Source organism: Halopseudomonas sp. T1L2 (genome assembly GCF_055397385.1).
This window is the reverse complement of sequence record NZ_AP040865.1, coordinates 2,718,235-2,739,407: the sequence shown is the minus strand read 5'-3', so window position 1 is coordinate 2,739,407 and position 21,173 is coordinate 2,718,235. Positions and strand designations below refer to the sequence as shown.

Below are 21,173 nucleotides of genomic sequence, written 5' to 3'. Positions count from 1 at the left end.
CCGCCGGGCTCAGATCTCCAGTCGATTGCGCCAATACCGCACGGTCAGCCAGTCCGGCAACGGCTTGCCTGTTTCCATCCGATCCAGATAGTGGCGTCCGCCCAACTGTCTGCTCTGGCGCTGAATCCAGTTGGCGCGGCGCAGGGCGTGGGGTGGCGGGCTGGCCGCGTCCCAGTTGAGCGGGCTGGGCAGCACCGCGGCCAGTTGCGCGGCCTGCTGGCTGGACAGATAGCTGGCGCCGATTCCAAAGTGGTGGCGTGACGCGGCCTCGACGCCGTAGACGCCCTTGTCCCACTCGGCGATGTTCAGGTACATCTCCAGAATCCGCTGCTTCGGCCAGAGTAGCTCGATACCGGCGGTAAACCAGACCTCCAGCCCCTTGCGCAGATAGCTGCGGCCGGACCAGAGGAACAGGTTCTTCGCTACCTGCTGGCTGATGGTGCTGGCGCCGCGCAGATTGCCGCCCTGCATGTTATGTTCGACGGCGGCGCGGATGGCCTTGAGGTCAAAGCCGTAGTGATCGGCAAAGCGCTGGTCTTCTGCGGCGATCACCGCCATTTTCATGCTGTCGGGGATCTGCGCGTAGGGCCGCCACTGGTACTGGCGGCGGTAGTCGGCGTCGTCACGTTGGCTGATCCAGCGCTCGACCATCAGCATCGAGCCGGGCGCAGGCGTCCAGCGCAGCACCAGTACGGGCAGCAGGCTGAGCAGGGCGACAATCAGGAGCCACTTGGCGGTCTTGCGCAATATGAGTTTGAACATGGGGATCCGGCCAGTGAGTTGGTCCGGAGTATAAACCGAGGGGGCAAAGCATGGCCAAATGGCTGCTGTTACTGGCATCACTGAGTGGTTTCACCGGCGTGGCATTGGGCGCCTTTGCCGCCCACGGGCTGCGCGGCAAACTGTCCGAGAACATGCTGAATGTATTTCAGACCGGCGTGAGCTATCAGCTGTGGCACACCATGGCGCTGATCGGGGTGGCGGTGCTGCTGCTGCGCAGCCCGGACAGCACTTTGCTCAAAGCCACTGGTGTGCTGTTTGCGCTGGGTATCGTGCTGTTTTCCGGCAGCCTCTATCTGCTGACGCTCAGCGGCATCGGCAAGCTCGGCATGATTACTCCGCTCGGCGGCGTGCTCTGGCTGGTGGCCTGGCTGTGTCTGGGGCTAGCGGTCTGGCGCACGCTCTGATCCGCCGTGGTCAGCGGGTGGCAAAGGGCGTTATCATAGCGCCCTTGTCGCCGGTCAACATTGACCGCGCTGAGCTGCCCTATCATCTCCATCCGTCGTTGCCGAGCCGCCCATGCAGATTCATTTGAACGGTGAGCCCTATCACCTCGACCAGCCGCTGACCCTGACTGAGCTGATCGCCCGCCTGGGGCTGACCGGCAAGCGTCTGGCGGTTGAGCTGAACCTCGATATCGTGCCGCGCAGTCTGCACGCCGAAACCCGTCTGGCCGAGGGTGATCGGGTGGAAATCGTGCATGCCATCGGTGGCGGCTAACCCAATCCCTTCGCTGGAGAACCTGATGACTGATATGACCCAGGACGCGCTGGAAATCGCCGGCGTTCGTTACCGTTCCCGTCTGCTGGTCGGCACCGGCAAGTACAAGGACCTGGACGAGACCGGCCGCGCCATCGAAGCCTCGGGCGCCGAGATCGTGACCGTTGCCATCCGCCGCACCAACATCGGCCAAAACCCGGATGAGCCCAACCTGCTGGACGTGGTATCGCCGGATCGCTACACCATCCTGCCGAACACCGCCGGCTGCTACACCGCCGAAGAGGCGGTACGTACCTGCCGTCTGGCTCGTGAGCTGCTGGATGGCCACAAATTGGTCAAGCTGGAAGTGCTGGCCGACCAGAAGACCCTGTTCCCCAATGTGGTCGAGACCCTCAAGGCCGCCGAAGTGCTGATCAAGGACGGCTTCGACGTCATGGTCTACACCAGTGATGACCCGATCATCGCTCGTGAACTGGCCGCCATGGGCTGCGTTGCGGTGATGCCGCTGGCCGGTCTGATCGGCTCCGGCATGGGCATTTGCAACCCGTGGAACCTGCGCATCATTCTGGAAGAAGCCACCGTACCGGTGCTGGTGGATGCCGGTGTCGGCACCGCCTCCGACGCGACCATCGCGATGGAGCTGGGCTGTGCCGGTGTGCTGATGAACAGTGCCATTGCCCACGCCGATCACCCGGTGCTGATGGCCCAGGCGATGCACCACGCCGTTGTGGCCGGTCGCGCTGCCTATCTGGCTGGCCGCATGCCGCGCAAGTTGTACGCCTCGGCCTCATCGCCGCTGGACGGCACCCTGCGCTGAGCAGGCTATCCTTTTGTCAGGCGCCCTGCGGGGCGCCGTCTCATCCGAATCATTACCGAGCTGCCCATGTCTGATACTCCCGAACTGCCCGAAAGCGCAGACACCCCGAACCCCGAGAGCCCACCGCGTCGCGCCATTCGCAGTTTCGTCATGCGTGCCGGCCGCATGACCGAAGGTCAGCAGAAGGGGATTGATCAGGGCTGGCCGCGTTTCGGCCTGAGCCTGGATCAGGGCATGCTCGATCTGGACGCCCTGTTTGGTCGCAGTGCGCCGCGTACGCTGGAGATCGGCTTCGGCATGGGCCACTCGCTGCTGGAGATGGCAGCGGCTGCGCCCGAGCAGGATTTCATCGGCATTGAAGTACACCGCCCGGGTGTGGGGGCGCTGCTCAATGGTCTGCTGACCAGCGGCCTGAGCAACGTGCGGGTATTTGATTGCGACGCGATCGAAGTGCTCAACCGCTGCATTCCGGATGGCAGCCTGGACCGCCTGCTGCTGTTCTTCCCGGACCCTTGGCACAAGAAGAAGCACAACAAGCGCCGCATTGTGCAGCCGGCCTTTGCCGAGCAGGTGCGCCGCAAGCTGAAAGTTGGTGGCGTGTTCCACATGGCCACCGACTGGGGGCACTACGCCGAGCACATGCTTGAGGTGATGAGCGCCGCGCCGGGGTATCGCAACCAGGCAGGTGATGCCGGTTACGTGCCGCGCCCGCAAGAGCGCCCGGTGACCAAGTTCGAGCGCCGTGGCGAGCGCCTGGGGCACGGCGTCTGGGATCTCAAGTTCGAGCGGGTCGAGTGAGCCGCTCAGGCTGATTGCCGCAGGTACCGCTGCTCAAACTCCAGTCTATCCACCGGTTTGCCATGCAGATAACCCTGGGCGATGTCGCAGCCCTCTGCGGCAAGCCAGCTGTGTTGCTCCTCCGTCTCCACGCCTTCGGCTATGATATCCAGTTCCAGAGCCTTGGCCAGGGCGATGATGGCCCGCAAAATGGCATTGCCCGGGCACTCTGTGGGCTGAATGCTGCGAATAAAGCTCTGATCGATCTTGACGATATCCAAGGGCAGGTGTTGCAGGTAGCTCAGGGAAGAATGGCCGGTACCGAAGTCATCCAGTGCAATGCTGACGCCGGCTGCCCGTAATTGCAGAATTTCGGCCATCGCTTCGCTGGACCCTTCAAGGTCGACCGACTCGGTCACCTCGACTTCCATCAATTGCGCGGGTATGTCGTATTTGCCGAGCAATGCAAGAATCTCCTTTGCCAGGCCGGTGACGCGCAGGCTGAGCACGGACAGGTTGATCGAGAGTTTCAGGCTGAAGCCCGCCCGGACCCAGGCGGCCTGCTGGATCGCGGCCTGTTCCATTACAAAACGGTCGAGCAGCCCTGACAGACCGGCCTGTTCGGCCAGCGGAACAAATTCCGCCGGACTGATGTCGCCAAGCTGCGGGTGCCGCCAGCGCAGCAACACTTCTGCCCCGGTCAGGTGTCGGTCAACCAGTGAAAACTGGGGCTGAAACACCAGTCGCAGGTCGCGTTTGCTTTCCAGTGCCAGCCGCAGTGCCTGGGTCAGGCCGGTCTGGCGCTCCAGTTCGGTGCGCATGTTGTCGTCAAAGCAGGTGACCTGGTTGCGTCCGCGGTACTTGGATCGATACATGGCGATTTCGGCGTTTTGCAGCAGCAGGCGGGACTCGGCCCCGTTCTGTGGTGACCAGACCACGCCAATGCTGGCGGTCAGCAGCAACACGTAGTGTTCGATCTGTAGCGGCGCCGCTGCCGTGCTGAGCAGCTGTCTGGCGTGCTGAATAATCTCGTTTGCCGACGCCGAGGGCATCATGACGACAAATTGGTCGCCCGCCACACGCACCAGCATATCCTGCGGGGTCAGTGAGTCAGACAGACGCCGTGCGATGGCCACCAGCACTGCGTCGCCGATTTTGTGTCCCAGCGTATCGTTGATGTGGCGGAAGTTGTCGAGATCCAGTGAAATCAGGGCAAAGGAGCCGCCTTGCTGTTTAATTTCCTGCAGCTTGCGTTCAATGGTTTCGGTCAGTTGCAGTCGATTTCCCAGGCCGGTCAGGTCGTCGGTCAGTGCCCTCCTGCGCCAGCGCTCGGCACGTACGACGCTCTGGTTGATGCCGAGCTCCATCCAGCCTGCCAGCAGCGCGCCAATCATGTTCAGTATCAGCAAGGGCAAGACGGCGTCCCTCAGCGCCAGGGTGCGCTGGGGTTCCGGGAATAGCATGATAGTCCCCAGTGACAGCTGCAGCAGGGCACCGAACACCAGAAAGCGCCAGGACGGCCTCCAGCTCAGGCGCGCATCAAGCTGCCGCCAGGCCAGACCGATCAGCGGCGCCATGAGCAGCGTCAGGCAGCCGATATAGGCACCTGCACCACCAATCAGCAGACGTGCTGGCAGGGTGATCATCAGGGCTGCCAGCGCCCCTCGCCAGCCTGCCAGCAGGCCGGCAAAGCCCATCAGTAGCACCCGCGCATCGAGCAGCACACCGTTGCCCACATCGACCGCCGAGAGCATGACAAACAGGCTGCCCAGCCCCATCAAGGCGCCCAGCGCCCATTGTTCGTCGCGCGGGTTGCGCAGGCGCTTCCACAGGTAGTGATGGTAGAACAGCACAATCGCTGCAAAGGTGAGCAGGCCAAATAAAACGACCAGGAAAAAATCCAGCATGGGGCATCCTGCATTCAGTAATCACCATCAGTATCGGACACTCTGCACGATCCTGCCTGTGCTCCTGCCCCTTTGCTGGCGAAGAGTGCCGGTTTGGCCAGAGCAGACAGGTGTAATCGGCTTGTTGGCGGGGCCTGGACGTGGGTAAAGTGTGCGCCTTCCAGCGTTGGCAAGGCTCTGCCGATGGCCGGATCAACGGAAGTTTCCAGCTGGACGAATGACTATGGGATTACTGCTTACCCTGCGCCCGCCGTTTCTGTTGCTGGCACTGGTTACCGTCGCCCTGGCCGCGGCGCTGACCCCGCCGGCGTTGCTGCTCGACAGTGACTGGCTGCTGGTGTTGCTGGGCGCGCTGGCGGCACATGGCGCAGTCAATGTGCTGAACGAGTACGCCGACTTTCGCAGCGGCCTGGATCTGCACACCGAGCGCACGCCCTTCAGTGGCGGCAGTGGCTACCTGCCGGCGCACCCGCACGCTGCGCCGGCCGCCCTAGCGCTGGGGCTGACGCTGTTGCTGCTGACCGGGCTGATCGGCCTGTGGCTGAGCTGGCGTACCGGCCCCGGCCTGTTGCCGGTCGGCATCGCCGGCGTGCTGCTGGTGGCCGGTTATACCCCGTGGATTACCCGCAATCGCTGGCTCAGTCTGCTGGCGCCGGGTACCGGCTTCGGTCTGCTGATGCTGCTCGGCAGCCAGCGCGTACTGGCCGGTGAATACACGGCCGCCGGGCTGGCGGCCGGCGTGGTGTTGTGGGCGCTGATCAATAACCTGTTACTGCTCAACCAGCTTCCCGATTGCGACGCCGACCGCCGCGTCGGCCGCGACAATCTGGCGCTGCGCTATGGGCCGGCGCTGGCCCGCCGGGTCTACGCGGCCAATTGGTTGCTGGCTTTGCTGGTGCTGTTGCTGGCCGTGCTGGCGGGCTGGTTGCCGGTTGCCAGTCTGCTGGCCTTGCCGGCTTTCGCGCTGGGTTTGCATAGCCTGTGGCTCTGTCGTCCGGATGGCGACCTGTTGCTGGCTCTGCGCAGCAATGTGCTGCAAAGCCTGCTGGTACCGGCGCTGATGGCGCTGGGTATCTGCCTGGCGCGCTGAGTTGACGGCGGCTCTCTGCCGCTTTCTTACCGTCGCACCCACACCTCAACCCGCCCATTACGACGCGCGCCACTTTCCCCGCCGGCTGAACCGACCGGCATGTAGTGTCCGTAACCGACATACCCCTGTACCCGAGTGCCCATTTCCCGCAGCGCCTTGGCGGCAGACAGCGCGCGCAGCTCGGAGATCATCTGCGCCCGCAGTTCGTGACTCTGCTGATCGGCAAAACCGATCAGCATCAGGTCGCGACCGGACTTGCCGGTGTCCTCCAGATACTGCTGTACGCGTTGCAGGTCACGCCGGGCCTTGTTATCCAGCTGGGTGCGTCCCTCGGCAAAGCGGAAGTTGACCGACAGGCGCTGGTAATTTTCGGTCAGGCGCCTGAAGGTATCGGGCACACTGGCATCCGGCGGCAGATCGACGGCAAAGGGGGTCTGCGAAAAGAAGCCGGATTCGGCCACAATCGCCTGTCCCGTCGGGCTCTGAACGTACTCGATAAACTGCCTTGCCAGTGGCTCGCCGGTGTTTCCTGCCGTGTACAGATACAGCCGGCGTGCCAGAGGATAATCTTCGGTAGCCACCGACAGCGCGCTCGGTTTCAGCGCCGGGGCGTTGCCGTCGGCAATCGCCAGCAGCTTGCTGTTGCCCGCCGAGGCGAAGCCGGCAAAGCCGATACCGGACGGGTCGTTGCTCACGTCGTTCGACAGCTGGTCGTTCGACTCGTAACGCTGCGCGCTCGGCGTCAGGTTGTAGCGTCCGGCCAGCACCAGCTCCTTGAAGGTATCCCAGGTGCCGGATTGCTCGTCTCGGGCATAGATCCGAATTGGTCGATCCGGGCCGCCAACCTCGGACCAGTTGCTGATTTCGCCAGCGAATATGCGCGCCAGCGTATCGATATTGAGCTGCTCGACCGGGTTGGAGGGGTGTACCAGAATCGCCAGGCCATCAATTGCAATTACATGCTCGCTGTCCGGGCTGGTCATGTCGGCCCGCGAGGTCATGGCCTCGCGCTCGCTGCCCTTGACTCGACGTGATGCGGCCCAGATATCGGCGTGATCCGCCGCCAGCGCGCTGAAGCCAGTGCTCGTGCCATGCGCCGCGACCAGCACTGTCATCGGTTTGCCGTTGTAGCTGGTGGCAAGCACCGTCTCGTTGGCTGTCCCGGTTGGCCTGGCTGTCACCGGGTTGCCGGTCAGTTGCTGCAGAAAGCCGGTCATCAGCATCGGCGCAAGCGTAGCGCCGATGGTATTGGAGCCGTGGATCTCCAGTGCATGGGCGCTGGCCAGGCCGGGTAGCAGGGTGAACGAAAGCCACAGGTGGCGCAGATAGCGGCGAATTGAAGGCATGAGGGTCCTCGTTTCAACGGGCAGCGTGTGAGTCGGCTGCCAGAGTGCGACAAGGAGATAACATCCAGGTTACAGCCGGATGACGGTTGGCTGTCGGATTGCCAGGGTGTAGAGCCGGTCACACTGCCGCGATGCCGCGTTACGGCTGAACGCTGCGCCGGCAGGCTAAAAAGTGGCAATCCGCCACTCTTTCCGTGCCCTTACCCCATCCATGGAACATAATAAGAAAGAACCCGATGACGACGTGCACTCGATGGATGTAACACCCGTATACGATCCCGGTACCCTGATCATGCTGACCAGCTTGCTGATGGCTGTGATGGGTATCGTTCTGCTATTGATGGGGCGCGCCAGCACTCCTGCTATTGCGGGGTATCGTCACTGGGCGGCCGGCTCGCTGTTGGCCATGTTCTCCGGGCTGCTGATCAGTTTGCGTGGTGAGGCCCTCGACTGGCTTACCTATACGATCCCGAATACCGCCGCCATGCTGGCCTATACCCTGTACTGGATCGGCAGCGCCCGCTACTTCGGTCAGCAGCCGAGACTCAAGGGTTGGGTGGTGCTGTTTGTTGTTGCCTGGATCGGCCAGGCCTACTTTACCCACGTCGAGGACAGCCTGCGTGGGCGTTACCTGAGTCTGACCGGCTATGTGTTTGCCGCCAGCCTGATGCATGCCATCGTGTTTGCAATGGCGATCTTCCAGCGCCGCAGCGATCACCGGCAGTATCTGCTGGGTGTCACGTTCACCGGTTTCTGGGTCTGCTTCTCCACCCTGGTATTTGGTGCGCGCTGGGTACATGCGGTGTTCCAGCCGCAGGACGGCCAGGGCATGCTGGATACCTCCTGGATGCAGGCGCTGTATCTCGGTACCTTCACCTTCGGACTGGTGATCGTCAATATCGGTTTTTTGCTACTCGTGTCCGAGCGTATCCGCAGCAATTTTGAAGACCTTGCCATGGTCGATACGTTGACTGGCGTGCGCAGCCGCCGCGCAGTGGCCAATGCCGCCAGTGACCTGTTCCGGCGCAGCAGGCGGAGCGGAGAGCCTTTTTCAGTCCTTTCGCTCGATCTGGACCACTTCAAGGCGATTAACGACCAGTTCGGTCATCAGGCCGGTGATCGCGTCTTACAGGTCTTCTGTCGGCATGTGGAAGATGCCCTGCGCCAGTCTGATGTGTTCGGCAGGGTAGGGGGCGAGGAGTTCATCGTTCTGCTGCCGGCAACAACCATGGCTCAGGCCGGTGAGCTGTCCGAACGGCTGCGCCTGGCCGCCCTGATCAGCGAGCCGGGCTTACCCGGTGTGACCGTCAGCATTGGCTATACCGACTGGCGCCCGACAGATGCCGGCGTTGATGACACCTTCAAGCGTGCTGATCGCGCTCTGTATGCGGCGAAGGATGCGGGGCGCAATCGGGCGATGCACTGCTAGAACCTGCGTGCAGGGCCCCGGGGCTGAACTCTGAGTTCGCCTTTGTCCGGGAGTTGGCGGTATGTCCGGTTGTTGTTTGGACAATCCGCATGATCGTGAGGATAACTATTGCTTTGTTTGCCAGCCGCAAGTTATCCGCACGCGCGTGAGGTTTGCTGCTCCCTGCCATCCACACCGCCAATACCCTCACATACGCCACGGTAACTCAACTGGTTACCGTGACTGGCCGGTTCTACACTGGGCGGCATTTGACCAAACAGGAAGAGCCCCAATGACTTACGAGACCCTCGATTACCAGGTGGAGGACGGTGTCCTCACGTTGACGCTGAACCGTCCTGACCGCATGAACGCTTTCAACGGCCTGATGCGTCGTGAGCTGATTGCGGCCTTTGATGCGGCGGATGCCGATGATGCGGTGCGTGTGGTGATCATGACTGGCGCCGGCCGTGCGTTCTGTGCCGGTGCGGATCTGGAGAAGGGCGGTGATACCTTCAACCGTCACAAGCGTCAGGATCAGCCCGAGGGTGATGACCTGCGTGATGGCGGCGGTACTGTCTCGCTGCGTATCTACGAGTGCATCAAGCCGGTCATCGTTGCCTTCAACGGCGCGGCTGTCGGCGTCGGTGTCACCATGAGCCTGCCTGCTGACATTCGCATGGCCTCGACCAATGCCAAGTTCGGTTTCGTGTTTGCCCGTCGCGGCATCACCATGGAAGCCTGCTCCAGCTGGTTCCTGCCGCGCCTCGTTGGCCCGATGCAGGCCGCCGAGTGGGTCTATACCGGCCGTGTCTTCAGCGCCGAAGAAGCGCTCAAGGGCGGTCTGCTGCGCAGCGTCCACGAGCCGGACGAGCTGCTGCCGGCGGCGCGTGAGCTGGCCCGTGAGATTGCCGACAACACCTCGGCCATGTCCGCCGCGCTGAACCGTCAGCTGCTGTGGCGCATGATGGCGGCGGATCATCCGATGGAAGCGCATATCATCGACTCGCGCGCGATTGCCTTTATGGGTGAGTCCGAGGACGCGAAAGAGGGCGTCAGCTCCTTCCTGGAGAAGCGCGCGCCGGAGTTCAAGCTGCGTCCGAGCACGGACAAGCCAGCGTTCTTCCCGTGGTGGGAAGAGCGCAAGTTCCGCTGAGAAGCTGGCTGCGTTGGCATTACTGCGTTAAAACCGCTCGAAGCCTGCTCATTTACTGTTCGTAAACTGCGCACCTTCTCCCGGTTTTGCCTTGTACTGCCGGCCTCGCCGACGCTTCTCACCATTTGTGAAAGCAGAAGCGTCGGTTGGCGTAATGCTGACCGGATACGACGCCCGCGCACGTTCTGTGTGCGGGCCTTTCAGTGTTAGGCTTTGGCTTTTTCTACCCAATGGGAGCTGTTGCCATGAGTCGTCACTTTGAATCTGCCCCGGGCCTGTGCGAGAACCGCGATCCGGCTACCGAGGGCTTTGTCTTCAACCAGACCATGCTGCGCATCAAGGACCCGAAAGCGACGCTGGATTTCTATACCCGCGTGATGGGCATGACGCTGGTGAAGAAGTTGGATTTTCCGGCCGGCAAGTTCAGCCTGTATTTCCTGGCCGCCGTCGACAGTAACGCCTTGGACAGCTGGTCTGACGATCCGGTCGAGCGCACCCACCAGACCTTCGGCCGTCCGGCCATGCTGGAGCTGACCCACAACTGGGGCACCGAAGATGATCCGGAGTTCAGCTATCACAACGGTAACGAAGACCCGCGCGGCTTCGGCCATATCGGTTTTGCGGTGCCGGACCTGGAAGCGGCCTGCGCGCGCTTTGAGGAACTGGGTGTGTCCTTCGTGAAGCGTCCGCAGGACGGCAAGATGCACAACATCGCCTTTATCCGTGATCCGGATGGGTATTGGATTGAGATCTTTGCGCCGGGTGGGATGGCGTAATAGAGCGGTTCACGCCTGACGCTGGTCGAGCGGGAGCTCGACCTTCCCGGGAGGCCGGCTTCCAAGCCGGCCTGCGGTGCCGGGGTACGGCGTGTTGGCAAAGCCCCGGCTCGATCTATCCGTGTTGCCGAGTGGACAAGCCTGCGAGTGTCAGGGGAAGTGCGCGCCTTCCAGCGTCCCCTGCTGGGTGCGCTTGTCGTATTCGCGGTCGTCGACGGCGAGCTGTTCCAGCAGGCGGCGGCCGGCCGCGTTGGCGGCCTGCTGCAGTTGCTCGCAGGTGGCTGCGGGCGGCAGGTTTAGAATCGCCTGCTCGATCTGTCTGGCAGCGTTCATTGCCAACTCCACATGGCCATCCTGATGCAGCTGCAGGGCAAGCAGGTAGCTGTCCCATTGCTGCTGCACGCTTGTGGCGCGCTGCGGGTCGGGTTGCAGGCGCGGGATATACGAGGTCACGCTGACGTCGGTGGTCGCTTCGGTGATGCGGCACTGACCGGGCGTGGACTCCCAGCGGAAGTTCCAATTGACCCGGTTGGCGCTGTGCTGGCGGTTGCGGTTCAGGCTGGCGCGAATGGTGTCGACCGTGGCGCCACTGACATCAAAACTCTCCACCCGGCTCTGCAGTCGGGGCTCGGCACTGCTCGGGCCTGCTGATATCAGCAATGGGCCGAGCAGCAGCGGTAACAGCCACCTGCGGCGCATCAGATCGGGTCCATCAGCCGCTCAAGGGCGGCGCGGCAGCGGTTGGGGATCGGGAAGGCGGTATTGCTGGCGCGGTCGACGAATACGTGGACGAAGCGACCCGCCGCGCAGGCTTCTTCACGGTCCTGCTTGAATACGGCCAGTTCGTAATGCACCGAGCTGCTGCCCAGACGCGCGACCTTGACGCCAATCTCGATGGCGTCAGGAAAGGCGATGGGCGCGAAGTAATCGCAGTTGGAGCTGACCACAAAGGCGACCTGATCACCGTTGTGGATGTCCAGCCCGCCTTCGGCGATCAGCCAGCTGTTCACCGCGCTGTCGAAGTAGCTGTAGTAGGTCACGTTGTTGATGTGACCGTAGATGTCGTTGTCGTGCCAGCGGGTGGTGATGGCGTGCAGGTAGGGGTAATCGCTGCGCGTGGGCTTGCTCGTACTCATGAATGCTCCGCTTGGCTCAGTAAGCCTGGTTGTAGATGGCCAGCGCGTCCGCTTCGGTGACCTCGCGTGGGTTGTTGACCAGCAGACGCTGCTGCAGCATGGCGTCCCTGGCCAGCATTTCCAGTGCGTCCTTCGGTACGCCAGCGTCGCGCAGGCGGCTCGGCAGGCCACAGCGCGGGCTTAGCTCAGCCAACGCGCTGATCATCTGCGAGGTCAGGCTGTCGGCGTCACCGGCAACCAGGCCGGGGCCGACGATCAGCGGTGCCAGTTCGGCATACAGCGGCGCGGCAGCCGGGGCGTTGAATTCGACCACCGTTGGCAGTACCAGCGCGTTCGACAGGCCGTGGGGAATGTGGAAGTGACCGCCGAGCGGGTAGGCCAGCGCGTGGACCGCGGCAACCGGCGCGTTGGCGAAGGCCTGGCCGGCGAGCAGGGCGCCGAGCAGCATGGCCTGGCGGGCTTCGCGGTTGCCGCCGTCCTGCACCACCGCATCCAGATTGGCGGCCAGCAGGCGCAGGGCCTCGCGGGCGAGCATGTCGGACAGCGGGTTCTTCTTCAGCTTGCTGGTGTAGGCCTCGATGGCGTGCACCATGGCGTCGATGCCGGTAGCGGCGGTGACGTGGGCGGGCAGCCCCAGGGTCAGGTCGGCGTCCAGCAGGGCCAGATCCGGCAACAGAATCGGTGACACCACGCCCATCTTGGTGGTGGCGCCGGTGGTGATGATCGCAATCTGGGTGACTTCCGAGCCGGTGCCGGCGGTGGTCGGCACCTGAATTAGCGGCAGGCGCTGGCCGCGGGCATTGCCGACGCCGTAGATGTCCTGCAGGGTCTGCGTGCAGCCCGGGTGCGCGAGCAGGGCAACCAGTTTGGCCACATCCATCGAGCTGCCGCCGCCAAAGCCGATGATCAGCTCGGCCTGCATGGCCTTGGCTTGCTCGACGGCTGCCAGTACCACGGACTCCGGCGGGTCTGCCTCGACCTGATCGAATACCTCAACGGCAATGCCGGCGCTGCTCAGATTAGGCAGTACGCCGTCCAGCAGACCAATCTTGGTAATGCCGGGGTCGGTGACAATCACTACGCGGTGGGCGTCGCGGACCTTGCACAGCTCGCCGAGCTGGCTGGCGGAACCGGATTCGCAGAGGATCTGCGCAGTGGTGGCAAAGCTGAAGGGATTCATCGGGCCTCCGGGTTGGGTGCGGGTTCGATCTGCTGCGTGCCCGTGGGCCGCGGTTGATGTGTGGTCGTCGCCGGCTGTTTGCCGACTGGCGAGATCGAAATCAGTTTCCAGACTGAGTCAATTCTGCTGACTGTACGTTCATGCGGCAAGGGCTATTGATGTTAGCGATGGTAATTCACAGCGCGGCGAGGTGGGAGGGTCGAGCTTCTGCTCGACCATGGAGATTGCTGCGTGCGCGTGGCCGAGTTGGAACTCGGCCTTCCCGGCGAGCACGCAGGGATGGTTGTGGGGTTCGGGAGGGTCGAGCTCCCGCTCGACCAGCGAAGGTGCTGCATGCGCGTGGCGGCGTTGGAACTCGGCCTTCCTAGGCAGCCTAGAGGAACATTTCCAGCAGGTCGTTGAGGAACAGCCGGCCGCGTTCGGTCGGGCGTAGCTGCTGGTGCCAGGGCTCGAGCAGGCCCTTGGCCTCGGCTTGATTGAGCGTATCGGCGATCTGCTCCAGTGACTGGCCGGTGCGCTCGGCGTACCAGGCGCTGGGCACGCCATCGACCAGCCGCAGGGCGTTCATCAGAAAGTCGAACGGCAGCTCGTCTGCGTCCAGCGTCTTGCTGCCGGCCAGATAGGCTTTGTCCGGATTCAGGTAGTCCTTGGGCAGGCGGGTCTTCCAGTAGCGCTGCACCTTGCCATTGGCGTCGGTCAGCTTGCCATGCGCGCCGGCGCCCAGGCCGAGAAAGTCGCCGTACTGCCAGTAGTTCAGGTTATGGCGGGCACGGCGGCCATTTCTGGCATAGGCGGAAATCTCGTACTGGGCGTAGCCACCGGCGGCCAGACGCTGCAGCCCGGCCTCCTGAATCGACCAGAGAATGTCTTCCTCGGGCAGCGTGGGCGGGCGCGAGTAAAACACCGTGTTGGGTTCCAGCGTCAGCTGATACCAGGACAGGTGCTCCGGTGCGAGCGCCATCGCCTGATCCAGATCGGCCATCGCCTGGGCGTGCTCCTGATTCGGCAGGCCATGCATCAGGTCTAGGTTCAGGTTGTCGAAGCCGGCGCGACGCGCCATGTCGACGGCGCCGAGGGCTTCACGGTCATCATGGATGCGGCCCAGCGCCTTCAGATGTTCGGCGTTGAAACTCTGGATGCCGATCGACAGCCGGTTGATGCCGGCCAGCCGGTAGTCTCTGAACTTGGCTTGCTCGAAGGTGCCGGGGTTGGCTTCGAGGGTGATTTCTATATCGTCTGCGAACGGCACGCGCTGATTCAGCGCCTGCAGGAAGCGATCCAGCGCGGCGGCCGAGAACAGACTCGGCGTACCGCCACCGAAGAAGATCGAGGTCAGCGGGCGAGCGGGCAGGCCTTCGAGCGCGCGCAGATCCTGCTCCAGATCCTCGATCAGGGCATCGACGTACTCATTCTCGGGCAGGGCATCGTGAGTGGTGTGCGAATTGAAGTCGCAGTAGGGGCACTTCCTTACGCACCAGGGGATGTGGACATATGCCGCCAGGGGCGGCGGCTGCAAGCCACAAGACGGGGGCGTTGCTCCCTCAAGCTGCAAGCGGTCCGTGCCGGCGTTTGGGTTTGCTTGCCGCTTGCCGCTTGCCGCTTGTGGCTTCACAGGCCCAGCCTGGCTTTCAGCAAGGCCATTGCCCGGGCGCGGTGGCTGAGCTGGTTCTTCTCTTGCGGACTGAGTTCGGCGCTGGAGCAGTCGCGCTCCGGCACCCAGAACAGCGGATCGTAGCCAAAACCGTGCTCGCCGCTGGGCGCATGCAGGATGCGGCCTTGCCAGGCGCCTTCACAGATGACGGGAATAGGGTCTTCGGCGTGGCGCAGCAGGGCCAGCGCGCAGATGAACTGGGCGCCGCGCTCGGCGTCCGGTACGTCCTTCAATGCGTCAAGCAGCTTGGCGTTGTTGGCGGCATCACCGCCACCGCCTGCGTAGCGGGCAGAGTAGATGCCGGGTGCGCCGCCAAGGGCGTCGACTGCGAGTCCGGAGTCGTCGGCCAGCGCCGGCAGGCCCGAGATGCGGGCGGCGTGACGCGCCTTGATCAGGGCGTTTTCGACGAAGGTCAGGCCGGTTTCCTCGGCTTCGATATCGGTGAAGTCGCTTTGCGGGCGGACGGTGATGCTGTCACCCAGCATGGCCTGGAGTTCAGCGAGCTTGCCCTTGTTGTTGCTGGCGAGCACCAACTCACTGAAGGGCAGGGCTGTTTTATTGGTCATCGGGGAAGAATTCCTGCTGGAAGCTCAGGCTGTGCACCATGGCGCCTGCTTCGGCCTGGATATCGACCTTGAACAGCAAAATGCCGCGCTGGGTAGAGGTGTAGTTGGCGACAAAGTAGATGGCGTCGCCTTCCTGAATGCGGTTGAAGTCGAGCGCGACAGGCTGGCCGATCAGGCTGCGCACTTCGCCCTTGAGGATAGCGTCGACCGCGCTGCCGTCCGGCCGCTGCACGGCGACGTTGATCACGCCGTGGGTCGGGCCGCGCTTGAGGCCGGCGTTGGCGGCGATATCGGGCTGCAACAGGGTGCTGTTGAATACGTTGTGGTAGACCACCAGATCACCGAAGCGAGTGGGCTCGGGGCCGGCGAACACGTTGAGGCTGAGCATCATCAGGCTCAGCAGGCAGAGACGACGAAACATGGCAGTTCTCCTCGAAATTGGACTAGCGACTGACCCGGTAGATCGCGACTTCACCCAGCATGTTGGGCCACAGGCCGCTCAACCAGCTGCTCTGGTGGGTCTGGTCGACTACCAGGCGGTTCAGCACCTTGATGTTGCGCTCCCGGCACAGCTGCTCGAAGTCCTTGAAAGTGCAGAAGTGGATGTTCGGGGTGTTGTACCAAGTGTAGGGCATGAACTCGGATACCGGCATGCGGCCCTTGGTGCCCAGATACCAGCGGCAGCGCCAATGGGCAAAATTGGGGAAGGTCAGGATGCCTTCGTGACCGATGCGCAGCATGTCTTCCAGTACCCGGTCGGGGTAGTGCATGGCCTGCAGCGACTGGGTCATGACCACGGTGTCGAAGCTGTTGTCCTCGAAGTTGTCGAGGCTTTCGTCGAGGTTCTGCTCCATCACGTTGACGCCGTGACGGATACAGCTGCTGATCTTGTCAGGGTCGATTTCCAGTCCGTAGCCCTGCACCTGCTTGTGATCGCGCAGGTGGCGCAGCAACTGGCCTTCGCCGCAGCCCAGGTCGAGTACCCGGCTGCCCGGGCGAATCCATTGCTGGATGATCTCCAGATCGGCGCGCAGGCTCATTGGTTCACCTCGATGCGGTTCATGTAGCCACTCAGGGCCTCGATATAGCGGGGAATCGGCAGCAGGAAGGCGTCGTGGCCCTGCGCGGCTTCGATCTCCAGATAGCTGACGTCCTTGCGGGCGGCGAGCAGGCCGTCGACCAGCTCGCGCGAGCGTGCCGGCGAGAAGCGCCAGTCGGTAGTGAACGACATCACCAGGCAGCGAGCCTGGACCACCGCCAGTGTTCGCGCCAGATCACCGCCGTTGGCCGCGGCCGGGTCAAAGTAGTCCAGCGCCTTGGTCATCAGCAGGTAGGTATTGGCGTCGAAGCGGCCGGAGAACTCCTGACCCTGATAGCGCAGGTAGCTTTCCACCTCGAACTCGACGCTGGTGAGGTCGTAGTTGAGCTGATCGGAGCGCAGATCGCGGCCGAACTTGGCGCCCATCGAGTCGTCCGACAGGTAGGTAATGTGGCCGACCATGCGCGCCAGCATCAGGCCGCGCTTGGGGATTACGCCAAAGGCGGCGTAGTCGCCGTTGTGGAAGTCCGGATCGGTAATGATCGCCTGCCGGGCCACCTCGTTGAAGGCGATGTTCTGTGCCGACAGCTTGGGCGCGGTGGCAATGGCCACGCAGTGACGCACGCGCTCCGGGTAGCTGATCGCCCACTGCAGCGCCTGCATGCCGCCAAGGCTGCCGCCCACCACCGCAGCCCACTGCTGAATGCCCAGCACGTCCGCCAGCCGCGCCTGACTGTGGACCCAGTCTTCAACGGTCAGTACCGGGAAGCTGGCGCCGTAGCTCTTGCCGGTTTCCGGGTTGATGCTGGACGGGCCGGTGGAGCCGTGGCAGCCGCCGAGGTTGTTCAGGCTGACGACGAAGAAGCGCTTGGTGTCGATGGCCTTGCCGGGGCCGATGCAGTTATCCCACCAGCCCGGTTTGCGATCGTCGGCGCTGTGGTAGCCGGCGGCGTGGTGATGGCCGGACAGGGCGTGGCAAACCAGCACCGCATTGCTGGCGCTGGCGTTAAGTTCACCGTAGGTCTCGTAGACCAGCTCGTAGCTGTTCAGCGGCGTGCCGCAGGCCAGGGGTAGAGGCTCGGTGAAGGTCTGGCGCTGGGGGGTGACCAGGCCGACGGAGTCAGCAGGTAGTCTGGACATCGGTAACCTGTTCCTGTGTCGCTTGGCCGGACTTCGCAAGGAGGCTTGCTCCGGGGTGCTGCAGGCAGGCGAAGGGCCAATAATAGAGGCGCCAGTCTAAAGAGGGCGTTGGTCCGGTGCAACATTCAGCAGCGGCTGATACCCAGATCCTCGGGCAGCTGCAGCGGTTGTTTGATCAGCAGGCGTTTTTGCCGGCTGGTCTGGCCGCTGAGCAGGCTGACCTGCTGGCGGCTGACCGCAAAGGCGTCGGCCAGAAAGCGCATCAGCGCGTCGTTGGCCTTGCCGTCAACGGGCGGTGCGCTGATGCGGATTTTCAGCCGTTCGCCATGCTGGCCGGCAAACTCGGCGCGCTTGGCGCCGGGCTGCAGATGGCAGTCGAGGATCAGATCCTTGCCTTGCCAGTGGTAGAACGGCACTGGCGTCAGAGTGCCAGCGTCAGGCCGCGGGGCATGCTGGCCGCGGCCGCCAGGTTCGCGATGACCAGCATGTCGAACAGCCGAATGGCGATAAAGGCAAAGATCGGTGACAGGTCCAGCCCGCCCAGTGCCGGCAGGATCTTGCGGATCGGTGCCAGCAGCGGCTCACACAACTGGTTGATCAGCGTTACCGCCGGGTTGTAGCTGCCCTGGGCGACCCACGACAGGATTACACTGATGATCAGCGCGAAGAAGAAGATCTTGGCGAACAGCGCGAGGATGCCAATGGCTGACCAGGCGACCAGCAGGATAATGTTCGGCAGCGCGTAGCCCATCAACTTGATGATCAGCACCATCAGCACCAGCTGGATTGCCAGCGCCAGGACCAGCGAGGCGAAGTCCAGCCCGCCGTAACCGGGAATAATCCGGCGCAGCGGCATCAGCAGCGGCTTGGTGGCACGGACGATGAACTGCGAGATCGGGTTATAGAAGTCGGCGCGGACCAGCTGCAGCAGAAAGCGCAGCAGTACTACCAGCAGGTAGAGATTGCCGAGGGTTTGCAGCAGGTAAATGGCGGCCGTATTCAGGCTGTTCATGGGCAATCAATCCTCAGGCAAGCTCGCGGGACATTTCGGCTGCGCGGTCGGCACAGGCCTGCATGGCGTCGTCGACCATCTTCGGCAACCCCTGGCTGCGGAAGGTTTCGATGGCGCGTTCGGTGGTGCCGTTGGGTGAGCAGACGCGACGGCGCAGCTCGGCAACGTCGACGTCGCTGTGCACCGCCATGTCGGCGGCACCCAGGCCGGTGAACAGGGCCAGACGTTCGGCGGTGTCGCGCGGCAGGCCAAGTTTTTCGCCGGCGTCGATCATCGCTTCCATCAGGTAGAAGAAGTAGGCCGGGCCACTGCCGGAGACCGCGGTGACGGCGTCGATCAGCTTTTCCTCATCCAGCCAGACACTGATGCCGACCGCGTTGAGGATGCCTTCGGCCTGCTCACGCTGCTCGTCGCTGACGGCGGCGTTGGCATACAGGCCGCTGACGCCCTGGCCGCGCAGCGACGGCGTATTGGGCATGCAGCGCACGATGGCGGTACCGGCGCCGAGCCAGTTTTCCAGACTCTGGCAGGTGATGCCTGCAGCGATGGAAATGATCAGCTGGCCGGGCTTGCGGCTGCGCGGCAGAGCGCGGCAGACGTCCTGCATGACCTGCGGCTTGACCGCCAGCAGCAGGATGTCGCACTCGGCGGCCAGAATGGCGTTGTCGGTCGCGGTGCGGATATGAAACTGGCGCTCCAGGGCGGCGCATTGCTCGGCCTTGGTGTCGCTGGCAATCAGATTGGCCGGCTTGACGTTTTTCTGCAGCATGCCGCCGATCAGGCTGGTGGCCATGTTGCCGGCGCCGATGAATCCTATTACGGGTGCAGTCATGTGGGAAACCTCGTTCTGCATGCGTTAGGTGTTGGGGTACTGGCGCTGCCCGAACAGGGCGGTGCCGATACGCACTATGGTGGCGCCTTCCTGGACCGCTTCGGTCAGGTCATCGCTCATGCCCATCGACAGGGTGTCCAGGTCCAGCGGCAGGCTTTGTGCAGCCTGGCGCAGCGCAGCCAGTGGCGCGCGGCGGGCTTCGCTGGTCTCGGCCGGGGCCGGAATGGCCATCAGCCCACGCAGCCGAATGCGCGGCAGCGCCGCGACCGCAGCAGCCAGCTCAGGCAGTTCGGCCAGCGATACGCCGGATTTGCTGTCTTCGGCGCTGATATTTACCTGCAGGCAGACATTCAGCGGCGGCAGATGTTCCGGGCGCTGGTCAGAGAGGCGCTGGGCGATTTTCAGGCGATCGACGCTGTGTACCCAGTCGAAGTGCTCGGCGATGGGACGCGTCTTGTTCGATTGAATGGGGCCGATGAAGTGCCAGCGCAAGGGCAGATCACTCAGCTCGGCCATCTTGTCGAGGGCTTCCTGCAGGTAGTTTTCGCCGATATCCTGCAGCCCGGCGGCCCAGGCGTCGCGAATGGCGCTGGCGGGTCGGGTCTTGCTGACGGCCAGCAGGGTGATCGCTTCCGGAGGCCGTCCGGCCGCCTCTGCAGCCCGCCGGATGCGCTCACGAACGTTTGCAATATTCTCTGCTATCGTGGACATTACGGACGTTAATACCTTGCCAATGGAATAGACACTGCGGGCATTCTACATGCATGCAGGTTGTTATGGGGAACCCTATGGATATTACCGAGCTGTTAGCCTTCAGCGCTAAACAGGGCGCGTCGGACTTGCACCTGTCGGCAGGATTGCCGCCCATGATCCGTGTTGATGGCGACGTGCGCCGGATCAACGTACCGGCGATGGAGCACAAGCAGGTTCATGCGCTGATCTACGACATCATGAACGACAAGCAGCGCAAGGACTACGAGGAGTTCCTGGAGACCGACTTCTCCTTCGAGGTTCCCGGCGTAGCCCGGTTCCGGGTTAACGCGTTCAACCAGAATCGTGGCGCAGGCGCGGTGTTCCGGACCATTCCTTCCAAGGTGCTGACCATGGAAGACCTGGGCATGGGCGATGTGTTCAAGAAGATTTCCGATGTGCCGCGCGGGTTGGTGCTGGTGACCGGGCCAACCGGCTCGGGCAAGTCCACCAGTCTGGCGGCCATGCTCGACTACATCAATTGCAACAAATACCAGCACATCCTGACCATCGAGGACCCGATCGAGTTCGTTCACGAGTCGAAAAAGTGTCTGGTCAACCAGCGTGAAGTGCACCGTGACACACTTGGCTTTGCCGAAGCATTGCGCTCGGCACTGCGGGAAGACCCGGATATCATTCTGGTCGGCGAGATGCGCGACCTGGAAACCATTCGCCTGGCGCTGACTGCGGCAGAAACCGGTCACCTGGTGTTCGGCACCCTGCATACCACCTCGGCGGCCAAGACCATCGACCGTATCGTCGACGTGTTCCCCGGTGAGGAAAAGGCCATGGTGCGCTCGATGCTGTCCGAGTCACTGCAGGCGGTAATCTCCCAGACGCTGCTGAAGAAGATCGGCGGCGGCCGGGTCGCCGCGCACGAAATCATGATCGGCACACCGGCGATCCGGAACCTGATCCGTGAAGACAAGATTGCGCAGATGTACTCGGCGATCCAGACCGGCGGTAACCTCGGCATGCAGACCCTGGACATGTGTCTGAAGTCGCTGGTCGCCAAGGGCCTGGTCAGCAAGGAAAGCGCTCGTGAGAAAGCCAAGGTCGCCGACGGATTCTGAGTTCAACAAATAGTGCCGGC

At 63.0% G+C, this 21,173-nt stretch carries 24 protein-coding genes; 9 read left to right on the top strand and 15 right to left on the bottom strand.

Features of this window, described 5'->3' with window-relative positions; all coding sequences use genetic code 11:
- Positions 1-9: 9 nt before the first annotated feature.
- Complete coding sequence (gene mtgA / locus ACZ5WQ_RS13010) at positions 10-762, bottom strand: monofunctional biosynthetic peptidoglycan transglycosylase (RefSeq protein ID WP_464382443.1); 753 nt, start codon at positions 760-762, stop codon at positions 10-12.
- Between the two features lie 50 nt (positions 763-812).
- Here mtgA and ACZ5WQ_RS13005 point away from each other — a divergent pair, with 50 nt between their 5' ends.
- From ACZ5WQ_RS13005 to trmB, 4 genes are all read left to right on the top strand, one after another.
- A complete protein-coding gene (locus ACZ5WQ_RS13005) occupies positions 813-1,187 on the top strand; it encodes a DUF423 domain-containing protein (protein ID WP_464382442.1) in 375 nt (124 codons plus the stop codon).
- 112 nt (positions 1,188-1,299) lie between these two features.
- Positions 1,300-1,500 (top strand): sulfur carrier protein ThiS, encoded by a 201-nt coding sequence (gene thiS / locus ACZ5WQ_RS13000; protein ID WP_341708146.1) that lies wholly within the window; start codon positions 1,300-1,302, stop codon positions 1,498-1,500.
- 25 nt (positions 1,501-1,525) lie between these two features.
- Positions 1,526-2,317, top strand: coding sequence for a thiazole synthase (locus ACZ5WQ_RS12995; RefSeq protein WP_285677793.1), 792 nt, complete (start codon positions 1,526-1,528; stop codon positions 2,315-2,317).
- 66 nt (positions 2,318-2,383) lie between these two features.
- Positions 2,384-3,115, top strand: coding sequence for a tRNA (guanosine(46)-N7)-methyltransferase TrmB (trmB, locus tag ACZ5WQ_RS12990; protein WP_464382441.1), 732 nt, complete (start codon positions 2,384-2,386; stop codon positions 3,113-3,115).
- Positions 3,116-3,120: 5 nt separating this feature from the next.
- Here the strand turns inward: trmB and ACZ5WQ_RS12985 are convergent, their stop codons facing one another.
- Positions 3,121-5,001 carry a putative bifunctional diguanylate cyclase/phosphodiesterase gene (locus ACZ5WQ_RS12985; RefSeq protein ID WP_464382440.1) on the bottom strand — a complete coding sequence of 627 codons (1,881 nt, stop codon included), beginning with the start codon at positions 4,999-5,001 and terminating at the stop codon, positions 3,121-3,123.
- Positions 5,002-5,224: 223 nt separating this feature from the next.
- On the opposite strand from ACZ5WQ_RS12985, the gene ACZ5WQ_RS12980 reads away from it, so the two are divergent.
- Complete coding sequence (locus tag ACZ5WQ_RS12980) at positions 5,225-6,091, top strand: prenyltransferase (protein ID WP_464382439.1); 867 nt, start codon at positions 5,225-5,227, stop codon at positions 6,089-6,091.
- A 26-nt stretch (positions 6,092-6,117) separates the two neighbouring features.
- On the opposite strand, the gene ACZ5WQ_RS12975 is transcribed toward ACZ5WQ_RS12980, so the two are convergent.
- Positions 6,118-7,437 (bottom strand): substrate-binding domain-containing protein, encoded by a 1,320-nt coding sequence (locus ACZ5WQ_RS12975; protein WP_285677788.1) that lies wholly within the window; start codon positions 7,435-7,437, stop codon positions 6,118-6,120.
- 253 nt (positions 7,438-7,690) lie between these two features.
- Between ACZ5WQ_RS12975 and ACZ5WQ_RS12970 the strand changes: the two genes are divergently transcribed.
- The 3 genes from ACZ5WQ_RS12970 (at position 7,691) to gloA (ending at position 10,774) form a co-directional block, all read left to right on the top strand.
- Entirely contained in the window at positions 7,691-8,866 is a 1,176-nt protein-coding gene (locus tag ACZ5WQ_RS12970) for a GGDEF domain-containing protein (protein ID WP_464382438.1), read from the top strand.
- A gap of 271 nt (positions 8,867-9,137) precedes the next feature.
- Complete coding sequence (locus ACZ5WQ_RS12965) at positions 9,138-9,998, top strand: crotonase/enoyl-CoA hydratase family protein (RefSeq protein ID WP_088276032.1); 861 nt, start codon at positions 9,138-9,140, stop codon at positions 9,996-9,998.
- A 245-nt stretch (positions 9,999-10,243) separates the two neighbouring features.
- Positions 10,244-10,774: a lactoylglutathione lyase gene (gene gloA, locus ACZ5WQ_RS12960; RefSeq protein WP_088276034.1), complete on the top strand. Its 531-nt coding sequence runs from the start codon at positions 10,244-10,246 to the stop codon at positions 10,772-10,774.
- Between the two features lie 150 nt (positions 10,775-10,924).
- Here gloA and ACZ5WQ_RS12955 read toward each other — a convergent pair whose 3' ends face one another.
- The 12 genes from ACZ5WQ_RS12955 to ACZ5WQ_RS12900 all read right to left on the bottom strand — a co-directional run bounded on the left by ACZ5WQ_RS12955 (position 10,925) and on the right by ACZ5WQ_RS12900 (position 20,041).
- Entirely contained in the window at positions 10,925-11,473 is a 549-nt protein-coding gene (locus ACZ5WQ_RS12955) for a DUF922 domain-containing protein (RefSeq protein ID WP_464382437.1), read from the bottom strand.
- The gene (locus ACZ5WQ_RS12950; RefSeq protein ID WP_088276038.1) at positions 11,473-11,910 is read right to left on the bottom strand and encodes an acyl-CoA thioesterase; all 438 of its coding nucleotides are present in this window, start codon (positions 11,908-11,910) and stop codon (positions 11,473-11,475) included. Before ACZ5WQ_RS12950 ends, ACZ5WQ_RS12955 begins: the two co-directional genes overlap by 1 nt.
- Positions 11,911-11,926: 16 nt before the next feature.
- Positions 11,927-13,090, bottom strand: coding sequence for an iron-containing alcohol dehydrogenase (locus ACZ5WQ_RS12945; protein ID WP_088276040.1), 1,164 nt, complete (start codon positions 13,088-13,090; stop codon positions 11,927-11,929).
- Positions 13,091-13,463: 373 nt separating this feature from the next.
- The gene (gene hemW / locus ACZ5WQ_RS12940) at positions 13,464-14,606 is read right to left on the bottom strand and encodes a radical SAM family heme chaperone HemW (protein WP_235005778.1); all 1,143 of its coding nucleotides are present in this window, start codon (positions 14,604-14,606) and stop codon (positions 13,464-13,466) included.
- A 92-nt stretch (positions 14,607-14,698) separates the two neighbouring features.
- Positions 14,699-15,307 (bottom strand): RdgB/HAM1 family non-canonical purine NTP pyrophosphatase, encoded by a 609-nt coding sequence (gene rdgB / locus ACZ5WQ_RS12935; RefSeq protein WP_172409666.1) that lies wholly within the window; start codon positions 15,305-15,307, stop codon positions 14,699-14,701.
- A complete protein-coding gene (locus ACZ5WQ_RS12930; RefSeq protein ID WP_088276042.1) occupies positions 15,297-15,728 on the bottom strand; it encodes a DUF4426 domain-containing protein in 432 nt (143 codons plus the stop codon). The genes rdgB and ACZ5WQ_RS12930 overlap by 11 nt, the downstream gene beginning before the upstream one ends.
- Positions 15,729-15,750: 22 nt before the next feature.
- Positions 15,751-16,341, bottom strand: coding sequence for a methionine biosynthesis protein MetW (gene metW / locus ACZ5WQ_RS12925; protein ID WP_088276147.1), 591 nt, complete (start codon positions 16,339-16,341; stop codon positions 15,751-15,753).
- Between the two features lie 2 nt (positions 16,342-16,343).
- Positions 16,344-17,486 (bottom strand): homoserine O-succinyltransferase MetX, encoded by a 1,143-nt coding sequence (gene metX, locus ACZ5WQ_RS12920; RefSeq protein WP_088276044.1) that lies wholly within the window; start codon positions 17,484-17,486, stop codon positions 16,344-16,346.
- A gap of 125 nt (positions 17,487-17,611) precedes the next feature.
- The gene (locus tag ACZ5WQ_RS12915; protein ID WP_088276045.1) at positions 17,612-17,902 is read right to left on the bottom strand and encodes a DUF167 family protein; all 291 of its coding nucleotides are present in this window, start codon (positions 17,900-17,902) and stop codon (positions 17,612-17,614) included.
- 5 nt (positions 17,903-17,907) lie between these two features.
- A complete protein-coding gene (locus ACZ5WQ_RS12910) occupies positions 17,908-18,498 on the bottom strand; it encodes a YggT family protein (protein ID WP_269688459.1) in 591 nt (196 codons plus the stop codon).
- Positions 18,499-18,511: 13 nt separating this feature from the next.
- On the bottom strand, positions 18,512-19,330 hold the full coding sequence (gene proC / locus ACZ5WQ_RS12905; RefSeq protein ID WP_088276148.1) for a pyrroline-5-carboxylate reductase: 819 nt from the start codon (positions 19,328-19,330) through the stop codon (positions 18,512-18,514).
- 24 nt (positions 19,331-19,354) lie between these two features.
- On the bottom strand, positions 19,355-20,041 hold the full coding sequence (locus ACZ5WQ_RS12900) for a YggS family pyridoxal phosphate-dependent enzyme (protein ID WP_088276049.1): 687 nt from the start codon (positions 20,039-20,041) through the stop codon (positions 19,355-19,357).
- 77 nt (positions 20,042-20,118) lie between these two features.
- Here ACZ5WQ_RS12900 and ACZ5WQ_RS12895 point away from each other — a divergent pair, with 77 nt between their 5' ends.
- The gene (locus ACZ5WQ_RS12895; RefSeq protein ID WP_088276051.1) at positions 20,119-21,153 is read left to right on the top strand and encodes a type IV pilus twitching motility protein PilT; all 1,035 of its coding nucleotides are present in this window, start codon (positions 20,119-20,121) and stop codon (positions 21,151-21,153) included.
- Positions 21,154-21,173: the final 20 nt, after the last annotated feature.